At 61.0% G+C, this 19,476-nt stretch carries 18 protein-coding genes and 1 tRNA gene; 10 read left to right on the top strand and 9 right to left on the bottom strand.

Going from position 1 to position 19,476, the window contains the following annotated elements; genetic code table 11:
- Window positions 1–17 precede the first annotated feature (17 nt).
- Window positions 18–791, top strand: coding sequence for a hypothetical protein (locus CBB62_12075; GenBank protein ID OUT39147.1), 774 nt, complete (start codon window positions 18–20; stop codon window positions 789–791).
- Window positions 791–1,555, top strand: coding sequence for a hypothetical protein (locus CBB62_12070; protein OUT39789.1), 765 nt, complete (start codon window positions 791–793; stop codon window positions 1,553–1,555). The genes CBB62_12075 and CBB62_12070 overlap by 1 nt, the downstream gene beginning before the upstream one ends.
- A 15-nt stretch (window positions 1,556–1,570) precedes the next feature.
- Here the strand turns inward: CBB62_12070 and CBB62_12065 are convergent, their stop codons facing one another.
- Genes CBB62_12065 through CBB62_12050 form a run of 4 tightly spaced genes read right to left on the bottom strand, consistent with a single transcriptional unit; the run spans window position 1,571 to window position 4,825 of the window.
- A complete protein-coding gene (locus tag CBB62_12065) occupies window positions 1,571–2,368 on the bottom strand; it encodes a hypothetical protein (GenBank protein OUT39146.1) in 798 nt (265 codons plus the stop codon).
- Window positions 2,369–2,385: 17 nt separating this feature from the next.
- Complete coding sequence (locus CBB62_12060) at window positions 2,386–3,504, bottom strand: hypothetical protein (GenBank protein ID OUT39145.1); 1,119 nt, start codon at window positions 3,502–3,504, stop codon at window positions 2,386–2,388.
- Window positions 3,458–3,859 (bottom strand): hypothetical protein, encoded by a 402-nt coding sequence (locus tag CBB62_12055; protein ID OUT39144.1) that lies wholly within the window; start codon window positions 3,857–3,859, stop codon window positions 3,458–3,460. The genes CBB62_12060 and CBB62_12055 overlap by 47 nt, the downstream gene beginning before the upstream one ends.
- 45 nt (window positions 3,860–3,904) lie before the next feature.
- A complete protein-coding gene (locus CBB62_12050) occupies window positions 3,905–4,825 on the bottom strand; it encodes a dehydrogenase (GenBank protein ID OUT39788.1) in 921 nt (306 codons plus the stop codon).
- Window positions 4,826–5,070: 245 nt separating this feature from the next.
- Here CBB62_12050 and CBB62_12045 point away from each other — a divergent pair, with 245 nt between their 5' ends.
- A complete protein-coding gene (locus CBB62_12045; protein OUT39143.1) occupies window positions 5,071–6,960 on the top strand; it encodes a glucan biosynthesis glucosyltransferase H in 1,890 nt (629 codons plus the stop codon).
- A gap of 113 nt (window positions 6,961–7,073) precedes the next feature.
- A complete protein-coding gene (locus CBB62_12040; protein ID OUT39142.1) occupies window positions 7,074–8,300 on the top strand; it encodes an acyl-CoA dehydrogenase in 1,227 nt (408 codons plus the stop codon).
- A gap of 20 nt (window positions 8,301–8,320) precedes the next feature.
- On the opposite strand, the gene CBB62_12035 is transcribed toward CBB62_12040, so the two are convergent.
- Both CBB62_12035 and CBB62_12030 read right to left on the bottom strand, forming a co-directional pair.
- Window positions 8,321–9,517 carry a hypothetical protein gene (locus CBB62_12035; GenBank protein ID OUT39141.1) on the bottom strand — a complete coding sequence of 399 codons (1,197 nt, stop codon included), beginning with the start codon at window positions 9,515–9,517 and terminating at the stop codon, window positions 8,321–8,323.
- Window positions 9,518–9,534: 17 nt separating this feature from the next.
- On the bottom strand, window positions 9,535–10,101 hold the full coding sequence (locus CBB62_12030) for a hypothetical protein (GenBank protein ID OUT39140.1): 567 nt from the start codon (window positions 10,099–10,101) through the stop codon (window positions 9,535–9,537).
- Window positions 10,102–10,326: 225 nt separating this feature from the next.
- Between CBB62_12030 and CBB62_12025 the strand changes: the two genes are divergently transcribed.
- Together CBB62_12025 and CBB62_12020 are read left to right on the top strand one after the other, a co-directional pair.
- Window positions 10,327–11,535, top strand: a complete 1,209-nt coding sequence (locus CBB62_12025; GenBank protein OUT39139.1) for a hypothetical protein — start codon at window positions 10,327–10,329, stop codon at window positions 11,533–11,535.
- Window positions 11,536–12,171 (top strand): 3-methyladenine DNA glycosylase, encoded by a 636-nt coding sequence (locus CBB62_12020; GenBank protein ID OUT39138.1) that lies wholly within the window; start codon window positions 11,536–11,538, stop codon window positions 12,169–12,171. It abuts the gene before it with no gap.
- Here the strand turns inward: CBB62_12020 and CBB62_12015 are convergent.
- Window positions 12,168–13,256: a hypothetical protein gene (locus tag CBB62_12015; GenBank protein OUT39137.1), complete on the bottom strand. Its 1,089-nt coding sequence runs from the start codon at window positions 13,254–13,256 to the stop codon at window positions 12,168–12,170. The genes CBB62_12020 and CBB62_12015 overlap by 4 nt on opposite strands.
- Window positions 13,257–13,427: 171 nt before the next feature.
- Between CBB62_12015 and CBB62_12010 the strand changes: the two genes are divergently transcribed.
- Window positions 13,428–14,369 (top strand): hypothetical protein, encoded by a 942-nt coding sequence (locus CBB62_12010; protein OUT39136.1) that lies wholly within the window; start codon window positions 13,428–13,430, stop codon window positions 14,367–14,369.
- Window positions 14,370–14,380: 11 nt separating this feature from the next.
- Here the strand turns inward: CBB62_12010 and CBB62_12005 are convergent, their stop codons facing one another.
- A complete protein-coding gene (locus CBB62_12005; GenBank protein ID OUT39135.1) occupies window positions 14,381–15,643 on the bottom strand; it encodes a sulfate permease in 1,263 nt (420 codons plus the stop codon).
- Window positions 15,644–15,679: 36 nt separating this feature from the next.
- Window positions 15,680–15,754 (bottom strand) — tRNA-Gly (locus CBB62_12000).
- 104 nt (window positions 15,755–15,858) lie between these two features.
- Here CBB62_12000 and CBB62_11995 point away from each other — a divergent pair.
- The 3 genes from CBB62_11995 (at window position 15,859) to CBB62_11985 (ending at window position 19,476) form a co-directional block, all read left to right on the top strand.
- On the top strand, window positions 15,859–17,334 hold the full coding sequence (locus tag CBB62_11995; GenBank protein ID OUT39134.1) for an oxygen-independent coproporphyrinogen III oxidase: 1,476 nt from the start codon (window positions 15,859–15,861) through the stop codon (window positions 17,332–17,334).
- Window positions 17,335–17,495: 161 nt separating this feature from the next.
- A complete protein-coding gene (locus CBB62_11990; protein ID OUT39787.1) occupies window positions 17,496–18,695 on the top strand; it encodes an acyl-CoA dehydrogenase in 1,200 nt (399 codons plus the stop codon).
- Between the two features lie 49 nt (window positions 18,696–18,744).
- Window positions 18,745–19,476, top strand: a complete 732-nt coding sequence (locus CBB62_11985) for a hypothetical protein (protein OUT39133.1) — start codon at window positions 18,745–18,747, stop codon at window positions 19,474–19,476.

Genomic DNA, 19,476 nt, shown 5'->3' with positions numbered 1-19,476 from the left:
ACCGAATAGAGTGCCCGATGCTGTTCTATACCGACTTGACCCAGAATGACCTGCCATTGCCACCGGAAACGGTCGCGATCCTGCCGCTGGCTGCGATTGAAACCCACGGGCCGCACCTGCCGCTGGGCACCGACGTCATTATCGCCGAGGCCATCGTGGACAAGGCGGCACAGGCGCTGGAACTGGTCGATCAGGAGAAAATCTCGGTCATGCTGCCGACACTGTGGCTTGGCGCTTCCGATGAGCATGCCGACCGTGCCGGAACCCTGACACAGGATGCCGAGTTGCTGATCGGCCAGATCGTTGCCATCGGCGGACAACTGGCGGCCAGCGGTATCAACAGGCTGGTGCTGCTGAATGCCCATGGCGGCAACAAGGCGGCAGCGGAAATCGCCGCCCTGCGCCTGCGCCGGGATTTCGACATGCTGGTCGCCTATCCGCACTGGGCGCAATTCGGCCTGCCGGAAGCCCTGCCCGCCGATCTGCCGACCCGCGGTGATGTGCATGGTGGCTGGCAGGAGACCGCGATCCTCATGGCCGTACGCGAGGATCTGGTTGCTGATGACGAACGTACCGATTTTGCCGCCACTGGTCCGATAGCGGGCAGCCTGTTTCCCAAGGGCAGGATCGGCTGGGGATGGATGACCAGCGATATGAACCCGGACGGTGCCATCGGTCGCGCCGATCTCGCAACCCCGATGCTGGGAGCGGCACTGCTCGATCACCTCGGCCCGGCGCTTGCCAATCTGATCCTTGAGCTGTCCGCCATGTCATGGCCACCGGGCGACTGATGCAACAGTGGGATGAGGCACAAGTCACCGCCGAGTGGGAAACATGGCAGCAGGAATCGGCTGACCCGGCATCCCTGCCCGCACTTGCCCCCTATCATCCACTGCTGAACGCGATCTGGCAGGACAAACCGCTGGTGATTGCCCAGCTTGGTCAGTCACTCGATGGCCGCATTGCCACGCCGAGCGGACATTCCCATTACATCAACGGGTCGAGCGCCCTCGACCATCTGCACCGGCTGCGCGCACTGGTTGATGCGGTGTTGGTCGGGGCCGGTACGGTTGCCGCCGACAATCCGCAACTCTCGGTCCGGCGGGTCAGCGGCAGAAGCCCGGCGCGCGTGGTGATTGACCCCAGCGGCAGAACCGCTCTTGAGGCCCGCTGGCGCGATAATCCGGCGGAACAGCGCATCCTGATCCACCGCAGCGATGTGACACCCGATACCTGCCCGAAAGACTGCAGCCATATCAGTATTGCCGCCGATGCAAATGGCGACCTGCCGATCGACGCGATCCGTGCGGCGCTGGCGGAACGCGGCCTGACACGGTTGCTGATCGAGGGCGGGGCCAGCACCGTATCCGGCTGGCTCGATGCCGGTGCCATTGACCACCTGCACCTGCTGGTCGGTCCACTGATTATCGGTGCCGGACCGAGCGGCATTACCTCATCCCGTACAATCGAGACGCTGGAACAGGCGATACGCCCGAGCGCTATCAGCCACTATACGCTACCCGGCGGCGATATGCTGATTGATTGCGCCTTTTAGCAATCAACCTGCCGATCAGCGAGCCGGATGGGCGAAGAGATCGGTATGGCCGACCGCCAGCATATCAGCAGCATCCGCATGGGCGCGCAGCCATGCCTGAATGGTATCCTCGTCCACCGCCATTTCCCGCGCGGCACCGGCCCAGCCGTCGATTACCGCCTGTCGCATCTCGGCATGATCGGACCCGAGTTCCCATGTGCTGTCACCGGAGAACAGGCGATACCCGGCATTGGCGAGTGCAGCCTCCAGCCGCAGGGTGGCATTGGGACCGGCAGCTGGGCCGAAGCCCTTGTCGGTCTGCTGATGCGCATCGAACGCCTCATGCATCACCTTGTCTTCCGGCACCTTATTGGCAAATTCCAGTCGTCCGTCATAGGTGAGCAGACCAAGCAGCGGCAACTGCCGTTCCGCCAGCCGTGCCACCAGCGTCTCGATCCATGTGGTCGAGGTCAGATCAAACAACGCCGAGGCGGTAACAAACCCGGCCTCATCATCCCACGGGGCCGGATCATCGGCCAGATCATGCACCTGATAATGGATGGTCAGGGCCTCAGTTTCCGCCACCGGCCCGAGCCGTGCTTCAGCGGCCTGCAGGTTCTCGGCTACATGGTCGATCAACCGCCATGTCTGTGGCCTTGGCAACAAGGGATGCAGTGCGCGGACGGTTGCGCCGGTCCCGGCGCCGAGATCACAGATCGAGATACTGTCCCGATCGGCAAAATAGGTTGCAACCTGCGCCTGCAACGCCTTGCAGCGCGCCTGTCTGTCCGCAGGTTCACGCAGGTCGAGCCAGTCTGGGCTGAAACCGGACATATTAGCTTTCCCGTCCTCTAGTTCGCGGCAGCATCGGTCAGACACCGGCCGATCACCGCTGCCGTGTCGAACCAGTCGGGCATGGTCTGTCCATAATCCCACGCCTTATCGGATAACGCCTGACGCTGCGATGGGTTCGACAACAGGGCGGCCATGGCGGCGCTGAGCGCATTGGCGTCACCATCGGGTACCAGAATGCCGCCCGGCCCCACCGTATCCGGCACGGCACCGGTGGCAAAACCGAGCGCCGGAATACCGCGCCGCACCGCCTCGGCGAAAGCCATGCCATAACCCTCATAATGCGATGGCAGCACAAACAGCGATGCCTGGGCATAGAGCGCGTGCAGGTCGGCCTCCCCGACACTGCCGGTAAAGCTGACCCGATTGGCCAGCGCCGGGACCGAGGCTACCGAGGTGATAAACTGGGCATATTGCGGATCACGACCGGGATCGCCACAGATCACGGCATGCCATGGAACATGAGTGAGACCGAGCAGACAGGCGAGCAGGATATCCGTGCCCTTGCGCTGGGTAATCGTGCCGACGCTGAGGATCATCGGCGGCTGACGGTTATCGGGTGTCGCCCGTTTGGCCGCCGGAATACCGGGTGTCGCCACATGGATGCGCCGGGCCGAGACATTGAAATCGCGGACCAGAACCCGTTTGGTATGCGGGCTGGTGACGATGATCGTATCGGCGACCGAGAGTGCCGCCTGTTCATTATCGATCAGCTGTTTGGCGCGAACCGGATCAAGCCCGGTTTCCAGTCCCAAAGGATGATGCACCAGTGCGATCAGCGGGTTCGGCACATCGGCGAGCAGGGTTGCGGGCAGCGCGCCATAGGCGAGCCCGTCAACCATGACCGGCATGCCCTCGGGCACCGCGTTCAACAACCGAATCGTCTCGTCCACCACCGCCGGGCTCGGATCGGGAAACCCGGCATCAAGCTGGATGATATTGGCATTCCAGCCGGAGCCGGGCAGATGGTCGATAATCTCCCGCGCATAGCCATAGCCACCGGTGCGGGTTCCCAGATCGCCGGGAATGGCGAAGGCGAATTGCCGGATTTTCGAGCGGGCTTCGGCCATATCAGGCAACCGGTGCCTCATACCAGCCACGGGCCACATGGCTTTCATTCAGCAGCACGCGGATCTTCTCGATCCCGGTGGCGGATGGGCCGAGCTTGCCGTCATGGATCGCCGCGACCAGCTTGTCGAAAATCCATTTCGCCAGCTTCTCGGTGGTCGAGCGGCGATCAGTGAAATCGGGATGCTCGTCGAGGTTCTTGTAGTTCAGCTCGCCCAGAATGGCCTTCAGCGTATCGCTCGCCAGACCGATATCGACCACGATGTCGTTCTCATCCAGCTCGGGCCGGAAGAACGCGGCATCGACGACAAAGGTGGCACCATGGGTCTTCTGGGCCGGGCCAAAGGCCTCACCGGCAAGGCTGTGGGCGATCATGATGTGATCGCGTACTTCGAGCGCGTACATGGGCAGAGCGTGTCCTGACTAAAGGCTGAAAAAGGAGAGAAGAATTTACGGATACCGGATGACGGTCATCAGACCATCGGCATCGTCGGCAAAGACGGATGGCATAGCTGCCGCCGCATCGTCAAAAGCAATTTCACCGGTGATAAGGTGATCGAAGCGATCATCGCACAAAAGCTGCATGGCGGTGGCCAGACGGCGGCGATAGGTCCAGCGCCCGCGCCGGTCTGCCGGAATGCCGCCAACCTGTGACGAGACCAGCGACAGGCGCTGGCTGTGGAATGCACCGCCGAGCGGTACCGATACCGGCCTGTCGCCATACCAACTTGCCTCCACCACACGGGCCTCGTACCCGGCAGCGTTGAGCGCGGTTTCCAGACCGGCGGGATTGCCGCTCACATGGATCACCACATCCTGCCCGTCCGGTGCCTGATCCGGGGTGCAGAAGGCCGCGCCAAACAAATCGGCCAGCGCCGCCCGCTCGGCCACAGGATCACAGAGCGTTAACCCCGCACCGGGCAACCCGGCGGCAAGAGCCGTGACCAGCAACCCCAACACCCCGCCGCCGACCACCAGTATCCGGTCCCCTGCACTGGCGTGACTATCCCAGAGGATGTTGAGGGCGGTTTCCATATTGGCGATCAGGCAGGCGCGTTTCGGCGGCAATGCCTCGGGCAGGAGATGCACATCATCGGCGGGCACCGTGAAACCGGTCTGGTGCGGGTGCAGGACGAAGCCGGGACGACCCTGCATCTCCAGCGGGCCATCAATGCATTCGGCAATCATGGCATAGCCGTATTTCACCGGTCCGCCGAACACTCCGTCCTGATGCGGACAGCGCATGCGCTGATGCTCGCTCGCCGGGACTTTGCCTGTAAAGACAAGGCGTTCGGTCCCGCGACTAATGCCGGAAAAAAGTCCGCGCATGACCACAGGATTGTCAAAATTCGCCGCATCGGCGGCCATCATGGGGCCATCTTCGATTGTGATAGTGGCATTCCCGTGATACCAGACCGCGCGAAAGTGACCGGGTTGGGGCTTGGCGAGTGTTTCAGGTAGGGCCATATCGTCTAACGGCTTGATCACTTTTGCTTTATTTTTCCGCGAAGCACTTGCTGCATATGCGAAATACCATCATTTATGGTGGTGTTCATGTTGCGGTGCGCAAGGCATAGCACTCTTACTGCGATAGGAAAATCGTGCGAACCAAGGGTATGTCAGCCGGTATTGCCACAGAAAACGGCACAACGGCAGCTTTTTCGGATATTTCAGAGAATACCGCATCGACCATTGTCAGCGCGCCGGATTACCGGCTGCGCCGTCTCGGCTTTACCCTGCTCAACCTGCTGACCATCAGCGGGTTGCTGATTACCATGGTACAGCTGCTACGCTATGGCGGCTGGCACTGGACCGACACCCTGCTGCTCGTCACCTATGCCGCAACCCCGCCCTGGCTTTCGATCGGCTTCTGGAATGCGGTGATCGGCTTCAGCCTTCATGCCTTCGCCCGTGATCCGATCCGTCAGGTGGCACCGAGCCTGCTGATCGACGAGAGCAAGCCGATCACGGCTAAGACCGCCATCATCATGACCGTGCGCAATGAAGACCCGGCACGCTCCCTGAGCCGGTTCCGCGCGGTTCAGCAGAGCATTAGCGCACTGGCCGAAGCCGACCGCTTCGATTTCCACCTGCTGTCCGATACCAGCCGCCCGGTAATCGCCGCCAATGAGGAAAAGCTTGTCGCCGAATGGCGTCAGCAGGCCGGACCGGGCGTGAATATCCATTACCGTCGCCGCGCCGACAATACCGGTTACAAGGCCGGTAATGTCATGGCGTTCTGTGCCGATCACCGCGATGATTACGACTTCTTCATCCCGCTTGATGCTGACAGCGTCATGTCCGGTGAGGGCATCCGCCGTCTGGTCCGGCGTATGGAGGCCAACCCGCAGATCGGTATCCTGCAGAGCCTCGCCGTCGGCATGCCATCGGACAGTGGCTTTGGCCGGTTGTTCCAGTTCGGTATGCGCCATGGCATGCGGGCCTTCACCCTCGGTTCCGCATGGTGGCAGGGCGATTGCGGCCCGTTCTGGGGCCATAATGCCGTCGTGCGCATGGCCGCTTTCCACGACCATTGCCAACTGCCGACCCTTGGCGGTCGCCCGCCGCTCGGTGGCCACATCCTGAGCCATGATCAGGTCGAGGCCGTGCTAATGCGCCGCGCCGGTTACGAGGTCCGGGTCTGGCCGATCGAGGATGAGAGCTTCGAGGAAAATCCACCGAGCCTGCCCGATTTCGTCAAACGCGAACTGCGCTGGTGTCAGGGCAACCTGCAGTATTTCGGTCTGCTCGGCATGCGTGACATTAAACCGGTCAGCCGGATGCAACTGGTGCTGGCCATCCTGATGTATACCGGTGCCCCGGCATGGATGCTGTTCATCCTGACCGGTACGGCACAGGTCATGCTCGGCCACTACAACCTGCTCGGCAGCGAATATGCAGCAGCCGGTGCCTATCCGGCAGAGCTTGGTCTCGGGCTGTTCATCACCATCATGACCCTCAGCCTGTCGCCGAAATTCATGGGTGTCGCCTGTGTGCTGTTTTCAGCCCGTGAGCGCCAGCGCTATGGCGGCGGCCTGATCGTTGCCATCAATGCCCTGCTCGAGTTCATTACCTCGGCCCTCATGGCCCCGGTCGTCGCCTTTACCGAAGCGATCTTCATTGCCGGACTGCCCTTCGGTCGGCAGATCAAATGGGATGTCCAGCGCCGTGACGGTCGCGCCGTCAGCTGGTACGAGGCCGCCCATGCCTATCTGCCGCATACGCTGTTCGGTGTGGCGCTCACAGCTGTGTTCTGGAATTACAACTCGGTGTTTATCCTCTGGGCCGCACCGTTGCTCGCCGGGTTCATGCTGTCGATCCCGCTGACCGTGCTGACCTCGTCGCACTGGTTCGGTGCCTTTTCGGTCCGGACCGGTCTGTTTGCCATCCCGGAAGACCGCGATATGCCACTGATCCTGCGCCAGATCGCCTGCCGCGGACAATCAACCCCGGCGGTTAGCGGCGACCTGCAAAGCACCCTGCAACCGGTCACCGAGGCCGCCTGACCGGCGATACCGGCAACACCGACCAAGCGGTCGCTTCTGATAGGCAACAGCCTCGGCGGTGTGCTAAACCTGTGGCCAATCATAAAGCCACAGGTTTTGGGAGCCACCAGCAGATGTCAGCCGTGCCAGAAAACAGCGCCGCCACCCCGGTTCAGGACAAAAACATCCGTCCGTCATTTGACTGGCAAGACCCGCTGCTGCTCGACAGCCAGTTGAGCGAGGAAGAGCGCATGGTGCGCGATACCGCCCATGGCTATTGTCAGGACCGGTTGATGCCGCGCGTGCTTGAGGCCAACCGGCACGAAGTGTTCCACCGCGAGATCATGACCGAGATGGGCGAGCTTGGCCTGCTCGGCTGTACCCTGCCGGAAGAGTATGGCGGCGCTGGTCTCAACTATGTCAGCTATGGCCTCGTTGCCCGTGAGGTAGAGCGCGTGGACAGCGGCTACCGTTCGGCAATGTCGGTGCAATCCTCACTGGTCATGTACCCGATCCATGCCTATGCCACCGAAGCGGTGAAACGCCGCCTGCTGCCAAAACTGGCGAGCGGTGAGTATGTCGGCTGCTTTGGCCTTACCGAACCGGATGCCGGTTCCGATCCCGCCTCGATGAAAACCCGCGCGCGCAAGATCGATGGCGGGTACAAACTCACTGGCAGCAAGATGTGGATCACCAATTCACCCATCGCCGATGTGTTTGTGGTCTGGGCCAAGGATGATGAGGACAATATCCGCGGCTTTGTGCTGGAGAAGGGCATGGCCGGTCTCAGCGCGCCGAAGATCGAGGGCAAGTTCTCGCTCCGCGCCTCGATCACCGGCGAGATCGTCATGGACGGCGTCGAGATACCGGAAGAGAACGCATTCCCCGAGGTACGCGGTCTGAAAGGCCCGTTCTCCTGCCTGAACAACGCCCGGTACGGCATTGCCTGGGGTGCCATGGGTGCTGCCGAATTCTGCTGGCACGCAGCCCGGCAATATGCCCTCGACCGGAGCATCTTCGGACGGCCCTTGGCACAAACTCAACTGGTGCAGAAGAAACTCGCCGATATGCAGACCGAAATCACCCTCGGCCTGCAGGGTGCGTTACAGCTCGGTCGGATGAAGGATGCCGGCACCGGCGCACCGGAAGCGATCAGCCTGATGAAGCGCAACAACTGCGGCAAGGCGCTCGAGATCGCCCGCATGGCCCGTGATATCCATGGCGGCAACGGCATCGCCGATGAGTTCCATGTGATCCGCCATGTCATGAACCTCGAGGCGGTCAATACCTATGAGGGCACCCACGACATTCACGCCCTGATCCTAGGTCGCGCCCAGACCGGGCTCCAGGCGTTCGGCTGAGCCATAGGCACAGAAGGCAATCAGGTCGGTTCCTGACCAGACAAGGCCGAATTACCACCAGCACCGGTGCGTTTGGCATCACGCTTCTGCCGTGCCTTTTTGACCTTGGTGCCCATGCCCATCTTGCGCCGTTCCCATGGACCGGGGTGCTTGGCATTCAGCCTCTCCCGGCGGCGGGATGGGTTTTCCAGCTTGTAATCATAGGCCGTGCGGGCCATGCGCTGGAGCAGCCGCACACGGTCATCAATGGTCGGATGGGTGTCGAACAGGCCGAGGAACTGCTGGCTGTTATCGAACATCATCATCCGCACCTCATCATCCACATGCGCAATATGGGACTGCACCGATACCTTGCGCAGCACGCGGATCATCGCCTCCGGGTTCTTGGTCAGTTGCACCGCCCCGGCATCGGCCATGTATTCACGCCGTTTCGACACCGCTGAACGCAGCAACAAAGCGATGAAATAACCGATCCAGAGGATCACCATGATGATCAGCAAACCGCCCAGAATCTTGCCTGAATCCCGGTTTGAACTGCCACCGTAACGAGCACCACGCCCACCAAAGCGCAGCGTGTGCATCACGCCTTCGGCCAGAATGGCCAAAATGCCGGTAAAGATCATGGCAATGACGATCAGCCGACAATCACGGTTGATGATATGGGTCAGCTCATGGGCCATCACGGCCTCAAGCTCATCATCATCCAGCTTTTCCATCACGCCTTTGGTCAGGGTAATGCGAAACGACCCCTTGGTGATACCGCTGGCAAAGGCATTGAGTTTCGGGCTGTCGATCATGCCCAGCTTCGGCATCGGCAAGCCGCGTGAAATGCACAAATTCTCCAGCATGTTGTAAACACGCGGAAATTCCTTGCGCGTCACCGGTCGTGCATTGGCGTAGTAATCGACCATCCGCTCATGAAAAAACAGGGCAATCAGATACCATAACGCAATAACAGCGGCGACGACCACGCCGATCCGTATCGCCCAGAATTCAATATTTTGTGGAATACCGTCTGTCAGTATCTGGCCGGGATGCGTGACCAGCTGCCATATCTGGTCACTGAGCTTTACATCCACCTCCAGCGCCCAGATGCCAACCACTGTCACGCAAACCAGCACGGCAAAGACCAGCACCGGGAACATCAACAGCAGAAACAGGCTTCTGATATTGTTGTTCCAGATTGCCGTGCTGAGACCGACCGCATTGACCGCCATGGGATACCCGCCCGGCCCTAGCTGAAGGACACCTCGGGCGGCTTCTCATACTCGGCCCGGCTCGCCTCAGGCAGTTCGAAGAAGGTGCGTTTGACAAAGCCGAGCGGCCCGGCAATCAGCACTGCCGGGAACTGTTCGATCGCGGTGTTGAACTCTGCGGTGGCGCTGTTGAAGAAACGGCGGGCAGCCGAAATCTTGTTCTCGAGATCGGTCAACTCGTCCTGCAGGCTCTGGAAATTCTGGTCCGCCTTCAGATCGGGATAGGCCTCGACCACAGCATTGAGGTCCATCAGCGCCTGACTGACCCGTGCCTCGGCGGCCATGGTCTTCTCGATACTGCCACCGGCCATGGCGGCGGCCCGGGCGGCAGTGACATTCTCCAGCACCTTGGCCTCATGCCCAGCATAGCCCTGAACCGTACTGACCAGATTGGGGATAAGATCGCGCCGCTGTTTCAGCTGCACATCAATATCGGCGAATGAATTCTCACAGGTCTGCCGCAATGCCACGAGGCGGTTGTAAATGCCGATGACAATAAAGGCGAGCAGCCCGACAACAATCAGTACAATGACCCAGCTTTCCATTTTCCCCCACTCGATATGTTGTGTCTGACAGGCAGCTTATGGATGCTTGTCAGGTAAACAAGATTATTTGGATATAGGGGTTTAATCGGTGTTTGCACGTTTTTTACGTGCAACGGCACTCACACCGACCGTTACGAAATATCCGATCAGCGGTTACAGAACCGGCGCGGGGCTGCTAGAAACGGTTATTGCCATATAAACCATCGCTAATTTTCAAAATCCGGCATGACTTCATCAAACAGCCTTAAAACCCGCCATACCCTGAAATTTTTCGGCATTTACCTGCGCCGGTTCGATTTGGACCCCAAGGAAAACGGGGCCGAGGCCGTGCTGCGCAAGAGCCCGTGGGTGACCCTGATCCTTGGCATCATGATGGCGGCATTCATGTCGTTTCCGGCGATCATGGCCGGGCTGGATGCGGCAGGATCGAATGGCGACAACCGCGGCGCGGAAGAAGCGGCACGGTTTCTGATGCTGCCCGGTCTGGCCATCATGGGCTGCACGATTTTGGTTTGTTTCTGGAACTGGCGCCGCTATGCTCATATCACCGTGACACCGGGCGGGTTTCATGTGGTGCGCGCCGGATTGTTCGGGAGCGAGAACTATACGCTGGACCACCGCGAGTTCCTCGGCGTGCTGCTGCGCGAATATGTGGTCAAGAGCAAGAACTCATCCACCACCTATCAGGTGGTTGAGCTGCTGCACCCGGACCCGGACAAAAGCGTGCCACTCTATATCCATGCCAGCCGCAACCCGGCGCGCGACCGGATGGAGACCCTCGCCAAGGATATGGACCTGCCGGGCCTGCGCCAGAGTGGCAACAGGATCATCGGTCGCGATACCGACGATCTGGACAAATCCATCAAGGAACGGGTTGCCGCCGGTGAGATCAGGGAAAGCTATGACGCCAAATCCACCCCGCCTGCCGGCCTCAGCCTCGAGCATCAGCGGATTGACGGTACACCGACCCTGATCGTGAACATTCTGGCCCGCCGCCTGCCCGCCTTCCTGCCATGGCTGATCGGTATTTTCTCTGCAATGCCGCTGGTGGGCATCATCTCGGATGGCGAATATGACAAGCTGTGGATCGGGGTTCTGGTCTTCTGCCTGTTCGGTGGCGTCATGTTTCTGGCCGCCCGCCATGACCGGAACACGCCGCGCCGTCTGCTGATCACGCCACAGGAAATCCGCGCAGAAGACGCTGCCGCACAGAATTATGGCCACCGCATTGGCCGCAGCAGCCTGCGACTGGATGATATTGAAGAGGTCCACACCGAAAGCAGCGGCATGATGCACCGGGTCATGATATCAAGCGACAAGGGCGAGATGCGGGTCGGCAATGGTATCAGTGCGGACGCCGCCGACTGGCTCAGCCAATTCATCATTTCCGCCATCGCCAATGCCGATACGGCACAGCCCAGGGAACCAGCATAGATGACCGAGAAAACCGGCCTGATCACCGGCGAGGATGGCAAAACCCGGTGCTGGTGGCCCGGCGAGGATGCCGAATATCTCCGCTATCATGACGAGGAATGGGGTCGCCCGGTCGGCGATGACAACCGGCTGTTCGAGAAACTGTGTCTGGAGGGCTTCCAGTCCGGCCTGAGCTGGATCACCATCCTGCGCAAGCGGGAGAATTTCCGCGCTGCCTTCGCCGGTTTCGACCCCGTGAAGGTCTCGAAATTCACCGAGGCGGATGTGGAGCGCCTGCTGCAGGATGCCGGCATCATCCGCCACCGCGGCAAGATCGAAGCGACCATCAACAACGCCAAACGCGCCCTTGAACTGCAGCAGGAGGCAGGCTCGATCGCCGCTTTCATCTGGCGGTTCGAGCCCGATGACGCCGACCGCCCGGCCAGACTGACCTATCAGGCGGCCACCAGCATGGGCAAAACCCCGGCCTCAACTGCCATGTCGAAAGAGCTGAAAAAGCGCGGCTGGAAATTTGTCGGTCCGACCACGTGCTATGCCTTCATGCAATCCATGGGACTGGTCAATGACCATATCGAGGGCTGCAGCTGCCGCGCGGCGCATGAGGCCGAGCGTTCAGCCTTCAAACGCCCGACCTAACCCGGGCCTGCTGTCTCCGCCTGCTGCTTGCGGGCGAAGCGCCATGAGAAGCGGGAGCGGTGGAAGGCCAGCAGGGCAAAGCCACCATAGACCCACCAGAAATGCGCCGCGATCATCAGCGCACCGAAATAGATTTTATAGCGCGCTGGCAAGTGGTTATAGGAAGTCATGTCGACCGCCAGGCGATAACGCTCGCCATCGCGGTGATAGGCAAACTGGTTGCCGCGCAGATCGGCATCAAGCGCACCGGTAATCAGCGCCTCCACATGGGTTGAAACCGGTCGGTCACCATCGGCAATGGCCGCCCAGTGGGTATCCTGTATCCGCTTGCGCATAGCGGGCGGTCCGACCTCCGGCAACTGTCGTATGTCGGCGACAAGACAATCGACACCGGCACGCTGGCACAGGGTCATGAAGCTCGCCTCATCCGGTACATCGATGATCCGGGCGAGATATTCCCGGTTCAGCAGCCGCTCCTGATCCAGCGTGGTGACCAGCGCGTTGTTGACGATCAACTGGTGAAACAGCGTGGTGGTGCCGAGCGTCGCGGTCATGATCAGCAGCACAAAGCTGCGCGGCACGGTCCGCCGGGACGGGATGAGCACGCTGAGCCAGACCAGCGGGTAAACAATGGCGTAACAGAGCAGGATCGCCAGTTGCACATTCACCGGCCCGTCCGGCACACCATGGCGGAAATACGCCGGATAGAGGTCAAGGCGATCCAGCAGGTTATGCAGGTGATAATCGATCAGGTCGATATTGTTGGCGAGGAATGAGGCGATGGTGATCAGCATCAGTACCCGCGCGCCCACCTGCCGCATGAACAGGGCGGCAATGCCGAGGAACAGCGGCACCTGAAACAGGAACTCTTCGGCATAGATGAAGGCCTCGCCGGTCGCGATCAGGTCGCCATTGCGCAGGGCATCGGTGATATAGAGCACATGCACGGCAAGGATATGGCCGAGGCTGGCGGCCAGAAGGGCGAGCAGCCACGGGCTGTTCCAGACCGCACGCAACCGCGCCCGCCATGCCTGACGGTCGAGGGCAGCATCAAATGCCGGGCTGGTTTCGGTGGTGCTGGTCACTGTTTCCGGGGCGTACTGTTTCTGGCGCTTTTTGCCGCAACTCCTGTCTCAACGCCCGAAACTATCATGTTTTTCAGGATTTTGCGCCTGTGACGCGACAAATGGCGATATGCCCGATGATTATTCTGGGGCTGGCGCAACCGGACCGTTTTGGCTTAAAAGACCGTCATTATGACATGGATCGTTGCCGCCCTTTATCAGTTCACCCGTTTCGACGCGCCGGAAGAGCTCCGCGCGCCGCTGCAGGTTGCATGCGTCAAAAACGGTGTACTCGGCACGCTGCTGCTCGCCACCGAGGGGATCAACGGCACCATTGCCGGTACCCGCGAGGGCATTGACGCCGCCATCGACTATATCCGCACCACCCTGCCCGGCTGTGCCGATCTGGAGTGGAAGGAGAGCATGGCCAATGAGCAGCCGTTCCACCGGATGAAGGTCAAGCTGAAGCGCGAAATCGTCACCATGGGCGTGCCCGATGTCGCCCCGGCGGCCAAGGTCGGCCATTACGTCGAGCCGGAGCAGTGGAACGACCTGATCACCCGCAATGATGTGGTGGTGATCGACACCCGCAATGACTACGAATACGCCATTGGCAGCTTCGACAAGGCAATCGACCCGCAGACCACCAATTTCCGGGAGTTTCCCGACTGGTGGCGCGACAATGCTGAGAAGTTCAAGGGCAAGAAGGTCGCCATGTTCTGCACCGGCGGCATCCGCTGTGAGAAGGCGACCTCATGGCTCGTCGATCAGGGGATGGACGATGTCTATCACCTCAAGGGCGGCATCCTGAAATACCTCGAAAATGTACCGGAAGCGGAGAGCCGCTGGCATGGCCAGTGCTTCGTCTTCGATGAGCGGGTATCGGTCGGCCATGGCCTCGAGCCGGGAGATTACGACATGTGCCGCGCCTGTCGCCGCCCGATTGATGCTGAGGACAAACTTTCACCCGCCTATGTCGAGGGTGTCAGCTGCCCCTATTGCATCGACAAGCGCAGCGATGAGGATCGCGCCCGCTTCGCCGAACGCCAGCGCCAGATTGAACTCGCCGAACAGCGCGGCGAAAAACACATCGGCGGCGCACAGGCCAAGCCTGAACCTGCAGATCAGGACTGATCAGGCAGCTCCTACCGCTCCGGCGTTGACCAGTCGGCGGGTTCGATCTTGCGACGACGAAGGCGCAGGGCGAGGCCGATAGCGACACCGACGGCAATCGCCACGGTGAGGTCGGCGAGCACGGTCAGCACCAGCGTCAGGACCAGCAGGAACAGATCCGACCGCGGCAGGGTCAGGTAATTCTTCCACTTGTGCGGTTCGCTCATATTCCAGGCAGTGAGGATCAAGAGCCCGGCCAGTGCCGGCATGGCGAGATACCCCGCCACCGGAGCCGCCACCATCATCACCAGCAGAATGGTCAGCGCATGGATGATCCCGGCAACCGGCGTACGGCCACCGGCCCGGACATTGGTTGCGGTCCGGGCAATCGCCCCGGTCGCTGGCAACCCGCCAAACAGTGAGGACCCGAGATTGGCAAAGCCCTGTGCCAGCACCTCGGCATTGGGCCGGTGATGGCCGTCGATCATCCGGTCGGCAACCATGGCCGAGAGCAGGGATTCAATCCCGGCCAGAAACGCGATGACAAAGGCCGAGGGCAGCAATTCGACAATCCGCTCCATGGTGATAACCGGCAGGGTCGGCAGCGGCGGGGTCGAGGGCAAAGCGCCGAACCGGGAAAAGATGGTATCGACCGGCAGGCTCGCCAGTACCACCAGCGCCGAGGAGACGCCAACCGCCACGATCAGCCCGGGAAATTTCGGTGCCAGACGCCGCAGTCCGACAATCAGCACCATGGTCAGAAGACCGACGCCGAGCGCCGACGGCTCAAGCGTATCCCGCGCCGCCCAGAGGCTCTCCAGCTTGGCAATGAACTCGGCCGGCACCTTCTCCATGCTCAACCCGAACAGATCACGCAGCTGGCTCGCGGCGATGATGATCGCGATGCCGATGGTGAAGCCGTTGACCACCGGTTCCGGTACATAGGAGACGAGGTTTCCGGCGCGCAAGGCACCGGCCACGATCAGGATCAGCCCGGCCATCATGGTGGCGAGCACAAGGCCGTCATAGCCATGCTCGGCGATCACCCCGAACACCACGACGATAAATGCCCCGGTCGGCCCGCCGATCTGAACCCGGCTGCCGCCGAGCAGGGAGATCAGGAACCCGGCGACAATGGCGGTGACCAGCCCCGTCTCCGGTGGTGCGCCGGAGGCGATGGCGATGGCGAGGCTCAAGGGCAGCGCCACCATGGCAACGGTAATACCGGCAAACAGATCCGCCCCGAACCCGGCAAGGGTATAGGACGGCAATGTGGTCAGAATCTTCGGCTTCATGGAACTGGGGCCTGATCGCCCGAAAAACGGAAAAGCTGGAGCGGGTGAAGGGATTCGAACCCTCGACATTCAGCTTGGGAAGCTGACGCTCTACCCCTGAGCTACACCCGCCCGCGACCGGCATTGTTAAACCTCCCGATGGTCGCCGTCAGCAAAAAATCGATTCATTGACGTGCATCAATGTCGCGCTGGCGGGATCGGGCAAGATTGCGGGCATGGAACATTGCCCTACCAGATTGGCCCTGATGTCAGCAGGCAGCGCGCCCGCCATGCCACCGGCCTCGCTCGACCATGCGGGACCGTTGCCAGAGGAATTGCGCACCTATGCCGAAGCACGGGTGCCGCGCTACACCTCCTATCCCACCGCCGTGCAGTTTCATGACGGGGTGACGGCGGCGGATTATGCTGGCTGGCTGGCCGATGTCGGACAGGACACGCCGCTGTCGCTCTATCTGCATGTGCCGTTCTGTCACCAGCTCTGCTGGTACTGCGGCTGTCATACCAACATCACGCGGGATACCTCGCGGATCAGTTCTTACGCCTCTCTACTGATCCGTGAGGTCGCACTGGTTCGGGCTGCCATGATCGGGCAGCAACATGTGGGGGCATGTAAGCCCGGACCAGTGCACCATATCCATCTCGGCGGCGGCTCCCCCAATGCGCTGGCCCCGAACGACCTGCTGGCCGTTATTGGTGCCATCCGCGAGAACTTCATGATCGCAAGCAGTGCCGAGATTGCCTGTGAGCTCGACCCGCGGCACCTGACCGATTGCTTCATGACCGCGCTGGCCGGTGCCGGTATCAACCGGGTCAGCCTCGGCGTGCAGGATCTGAACCCGATCATTCAGGCACGCATCAACCGGATTCAGCCGTTTATCGAGGTGGCACAGGCCGTCTATGGCCTCCGTCGCCGTGGCATTGAGCATATCAACCTTGATCTGATGTACGGCCTGCCCGGCCAGACGGTCGATCATGTGCTGAGCACCATCGATCAGGCCCTGACGCTGAAGCCGAACCGGTTTGCCGTCTTCGGTTATGCCCATGTGCCGTGGTTCAAGAAGCACCAGAAAATGATCGAGACCGATGAGCCGAATGGCGGGTTGCCGGGCACCGAGGAACGGCTGGCACAGGCAGAAGCCGCGCGTGAGGCGATCACCGCCGCCGGGTATGTGGAGATCGGCATGGATCATTATGCCCTGCCCGATGATCCCATGGCCCATGCCTGGGTCAGGGGCAATCGCCAGCGCAATTTCCAGGGCTTCACCACCGATGACGCCGGTACGCTGATCGGGTTTGGTGCCTCCTCGATCTCATGCACCGATTTCGGCTATGCCCAGAACAACCCGCATGTCGGCGACTACCGCAAGGCGGTCGAGGCCGGTCAACTGCCGGTCGTCCGTGGCACGGCACTCAGCGCCGAGGACCGCCTGCGCCGCCGGATCATCAGTGACATCATGTGCGAGAAGATCATCAATCTCGCCAGCATCTGTCGGCAGCACGGCTTCCCCGCCGGGCATTTCAGCAATCTGCGCCCGGTACTGAGCGAACTGGCCGATGACGGGCTGATCCTGTACAGCGGCGCACAACTGACCCTGACCAAACAGGGCCGCCGGTTCAGCCGCAACGTCGCCGCCATCTTCGATGCCTATCTTGATCCGACCGGCACCGGCAAACACAGCACCGCCAGCTAGAGTACCGGCAGTGCCTTGCATGAAAATGCACGTGCATAACTCTGATTACACGGTGGACAAAGCCCGCACCGTTGCTACATTCCTCAACAAAGCAAGATTGTCCGACAATCAGAAAACGGACAAAACAGGCTACCGGCAACGGTGTCAGGGAGGATCAGATGATTGGTTTCGAGCCAACGGCAAAACAACAGGAGCTGTTTGACCGCACGCGCACCTTCATCACCGACCGCATCATCCCGTTTGAAAAGGACATCCGCTGGGGGCCACATGGTCCGAGCGACGAGTTGCGGCTCGAACTCAACGAGTTGGCCCGCGCTGCCGGGCTGTTCGCCCCCCATGTCTCACCTGAATTTGGTGGCCTCGGCCTCGATCATGTCTCGCAGGCGCTGGTTTTCGAGGCGGCGGGTTATTCGCCGCTCGGCCCGACCGCGCTGCATTGCATGGCCCCGGATGAGGGCAATATGGCGATGCTCGAGAAGATCGCCACGCCAGAACAGAAGGAACGCTGGTTACGGCCCTTGGCCAATGGCACCCAGCGATCGATCTTCTGTATGACCGAGCCGGGCGGGGCCGGGGCAGATCCCGGCCTGCTCCACACCATCGCCGAACCCGATGGCGATGACTGGATCATCAATGGCCGCAAATGGTTCATCACCGGGGCCAATGGTGCTGGCATCGGCATCGTCATGGCCGATGTACCGGCGGGCAAATCCGATACACCCGGCGCCACCATGTTTCTGTTCCAGCCGAGCGACCCTGCGTTCGAGATTGTCCGGGTAATGGACACCATGGACCGGAGCTTCACCGGCGGCCATGCCGAGGTTGCCTTCAACAATCTGCGCGTTGGCCCGGACAATGTGCTGGGTGGTGTCGGCGAGGGTTTCCGCTATGCCCAGGCGCGCCTGTCCCCGGCCCGGCTGACCCATTGCATGCGCTGGCTCGGTGCCGCCCGGCGCTGCCATGACATCGCCTGCTATTACGCCGCCAAGCGCAGCGCCTTCGGCCAGAAGCTGCATGAGCACGGCAGTATCGGTGCCATGCTGGCCGACAATGAAATCGACCTGCATCAGGCCCGGCTGACCATCTGGCACACCGCCTGGTGCCTCGATCAGGGCAACAAGGCCCGGCATGAGAGCAGCATGGCCAAGGTTGCCGTCTCCGAAGCGCTGTACCGTGTCGCTGACCGGGCGGTGCAGATACTGGGCGGCACCGGGGTCAGCGATGACACCGTGGTCGCCGGCATCTTTCAGGATATCCGCGCCTTCCGCATCTATGACGGCCCATCGGAAGTACATCGCTGGGCCATCGCCAGACGCATCATGAAACCGTTTTCCGAGCCCGATAACACCGGCAACGACTAACACTCCCCCCCAAAAAAACTCACGACAAGAAACTCAAGAAAAGACCACCATGACCAGTTTTGCAAAAATCAACACCGCCCCCACCTATCGCCGCCTCTATGATGCAATCGAGACCGAAATCGTCCGTGGTCGCCTGAAACCCGGTTCCAAACTGCCGACCGAAACCGATCTGGCCGGACAGTTCGGCGTCAACCGCTCCACCGTACGCGAAGCCATCCGCCTGCTGGAGCAAACCGGTCTGGTCGAGCGCGCCAGCAGCCGCCGCCTGATCGTCAGCAAGCCATCCACCGACCAGCTCGCCAACGGCATCAGCCGCGCCCTGATCATGCATCAGGTAACCTTCCTCGAATTGTGGTCAGCCATGCGCGCGGTCGAACCAGCGGTCGCCGAGGCAGCTGCCGAAAACATCACCGAAGAGCAGCTTGCCCTGCTTGAGGCGAATGTGCAGGAAAGCCGGGAAGTGGTCGGCAATCCAAAGAAGTTCTGTGAGCTGGATTACAGCTTCCACGCCATTCTCGCCGAGGTTGCGGGCAACAAGGTTCTGAACATCGCCCGCGAGCCGTTCAACCTGTTGTTCCACCCGGCGGTGACCAGGGTCATGTCGCAGCTGTCACAGGCCACAACCCGCTCACAGGAAGCGCATGAGCAACTGCTGGAGGCCCTGCGGATGCGTGATCCGGCACAGGCGCGCATGTGGATGTCGAAGCATATTGACGACTTCCGCCGTGGCTATGAACATGCCGGTTTCGACCTCAACGGTCCGATCGACATCAAGCGGTGA

It is taken from the genome of Micavibrio sp. TMED2, assembly GCA_002168225.1.
Lineage (GTDB): Bacteria > Pseudomonadota > Alphaproteobacteria > TMED2 > TMED2 > TMED2.
Note: the sequence above shows the minus strand (reverse complement) of the source record. Positions and strands in the feature narration are given on the sequence as shown.

What these genes read in the sequence shown, in the direction of transcription:
- CBB62_12075 (OUT39147.1), top strand. Translation starts at nt 18, where the DNA reads ATGCTGTTCTATACCGACTTGACCCAGAATGACCTGCCATTGCCACCG.
- CBB62_12070 (OUT39789.1), top strand. Translation starts at nt 791, where the DNA reads ATGCAACAGTGGGATGAGGCACAAGTCACCGCCGAGTGGGAAACATGG.
- CBB62_12065 (OUT39146.1), bottom strand. Translation starts at nt 2,368, where the DNA reads ATGTCCGGTTTCAGCCCAGACTGGCTCGACCTGCGTGAACCTGCGGAC.
- CBB62_12060 (OUT39145.1), bottom strand. Translation starts at nt 3,504, where the DNA reads ATGAAAGCCATGTGGCCCGTGGCTGGTATGAGGCACCGGTTGCCTGAT.
- CBB62_12055 (OUT39144.1), bottom strand. Translation starts at nt 3,859, where the DNA reads ATGTACGCGCTCGAAGTACGCGATCACATCATGATCGCCCACAGCCTT.
- CBB62_12050 (OUT39788.1), bottom strand. Translation starts at nt 4,825, where the DNA reads ATGATGGCCGCCGATGCGGCGAATTTTGACAATCCTGTGGTCATGCGC.
- CBB62_12045 (OUT39143.1), top strand. Translation starts at nt 5,071, where the DNA reads ATGTCAGCCGGTATTGCCACAGAAAACGGCACAACGGCAGCTTTTTCG.
- CBB62_12040 (OUT39142.1), top strand. Translation starts at nt 7,074, where the DNA reads ATGTCAGCCGTGCCAGAAAACAGCGCCGCCACCCCGGTTCAGGACAAA.
- CBB62_12035 (OUT39141.1), bottom strand. Translation starts at nt 9,517, where the DNA reads ATGGCGGTCAATGCGGTCGGTCTCAGCACGGCAATCTGGAACAACAAT.
- CBB62_12030 (OUT39140.1), bottom strand. Translation starts at nt 10,101, where the DNA reads ATGGAAAGCTGGGTCATTGTACTGATTGTTGTCGGGCTGCTCGCCTTT.
- CBB62_12025 (OUT39139.1), top strand. Translation starts at nt 10,327, where the DNA reads ATGACTTCATCAAACAGCCTTAAAACCCGCCATACCCTGAAATTTTTC.
- CBB62_12020 (OUT39138.1), top strand. Translation starts at nt 11,536, where the DNA reads ATGACCGAGAAAACCGGCCTGATCACCGGCGAGGATGGCAAAACCCGG.
- CBB62_12010 (OUT39136.1), top strand. Translation starts at nt 13,428, where the DNA reads ATGACATGGATCGTTGCCGCCCTTTATCAGTTCACCCGTTTCGACGCG.
- CBB62_12005 (OUT39135.1), bottom strand. Translation starts at nt 15,643, where the DNA reads ATGAAGCCGAAGATTCTGACCACATTGCCGTCCTATACCCTTGCCGGG.
- CBB62_11995 (OUT39134.1), top strand. Translation starts at nt 15,859, where the DNA reads ATGGAACATTGCCCTACCAGATTGGCCCTGATGTCAGCAGGCAGCGCG.
- CBB62_11985 (OUT39133.1), top strand. Translation starts at nt 18,745, where the DNA reads ATGACCAGTTTTGCAAAAATCAACACCGCCCCCACCTATCGCCGCCTC.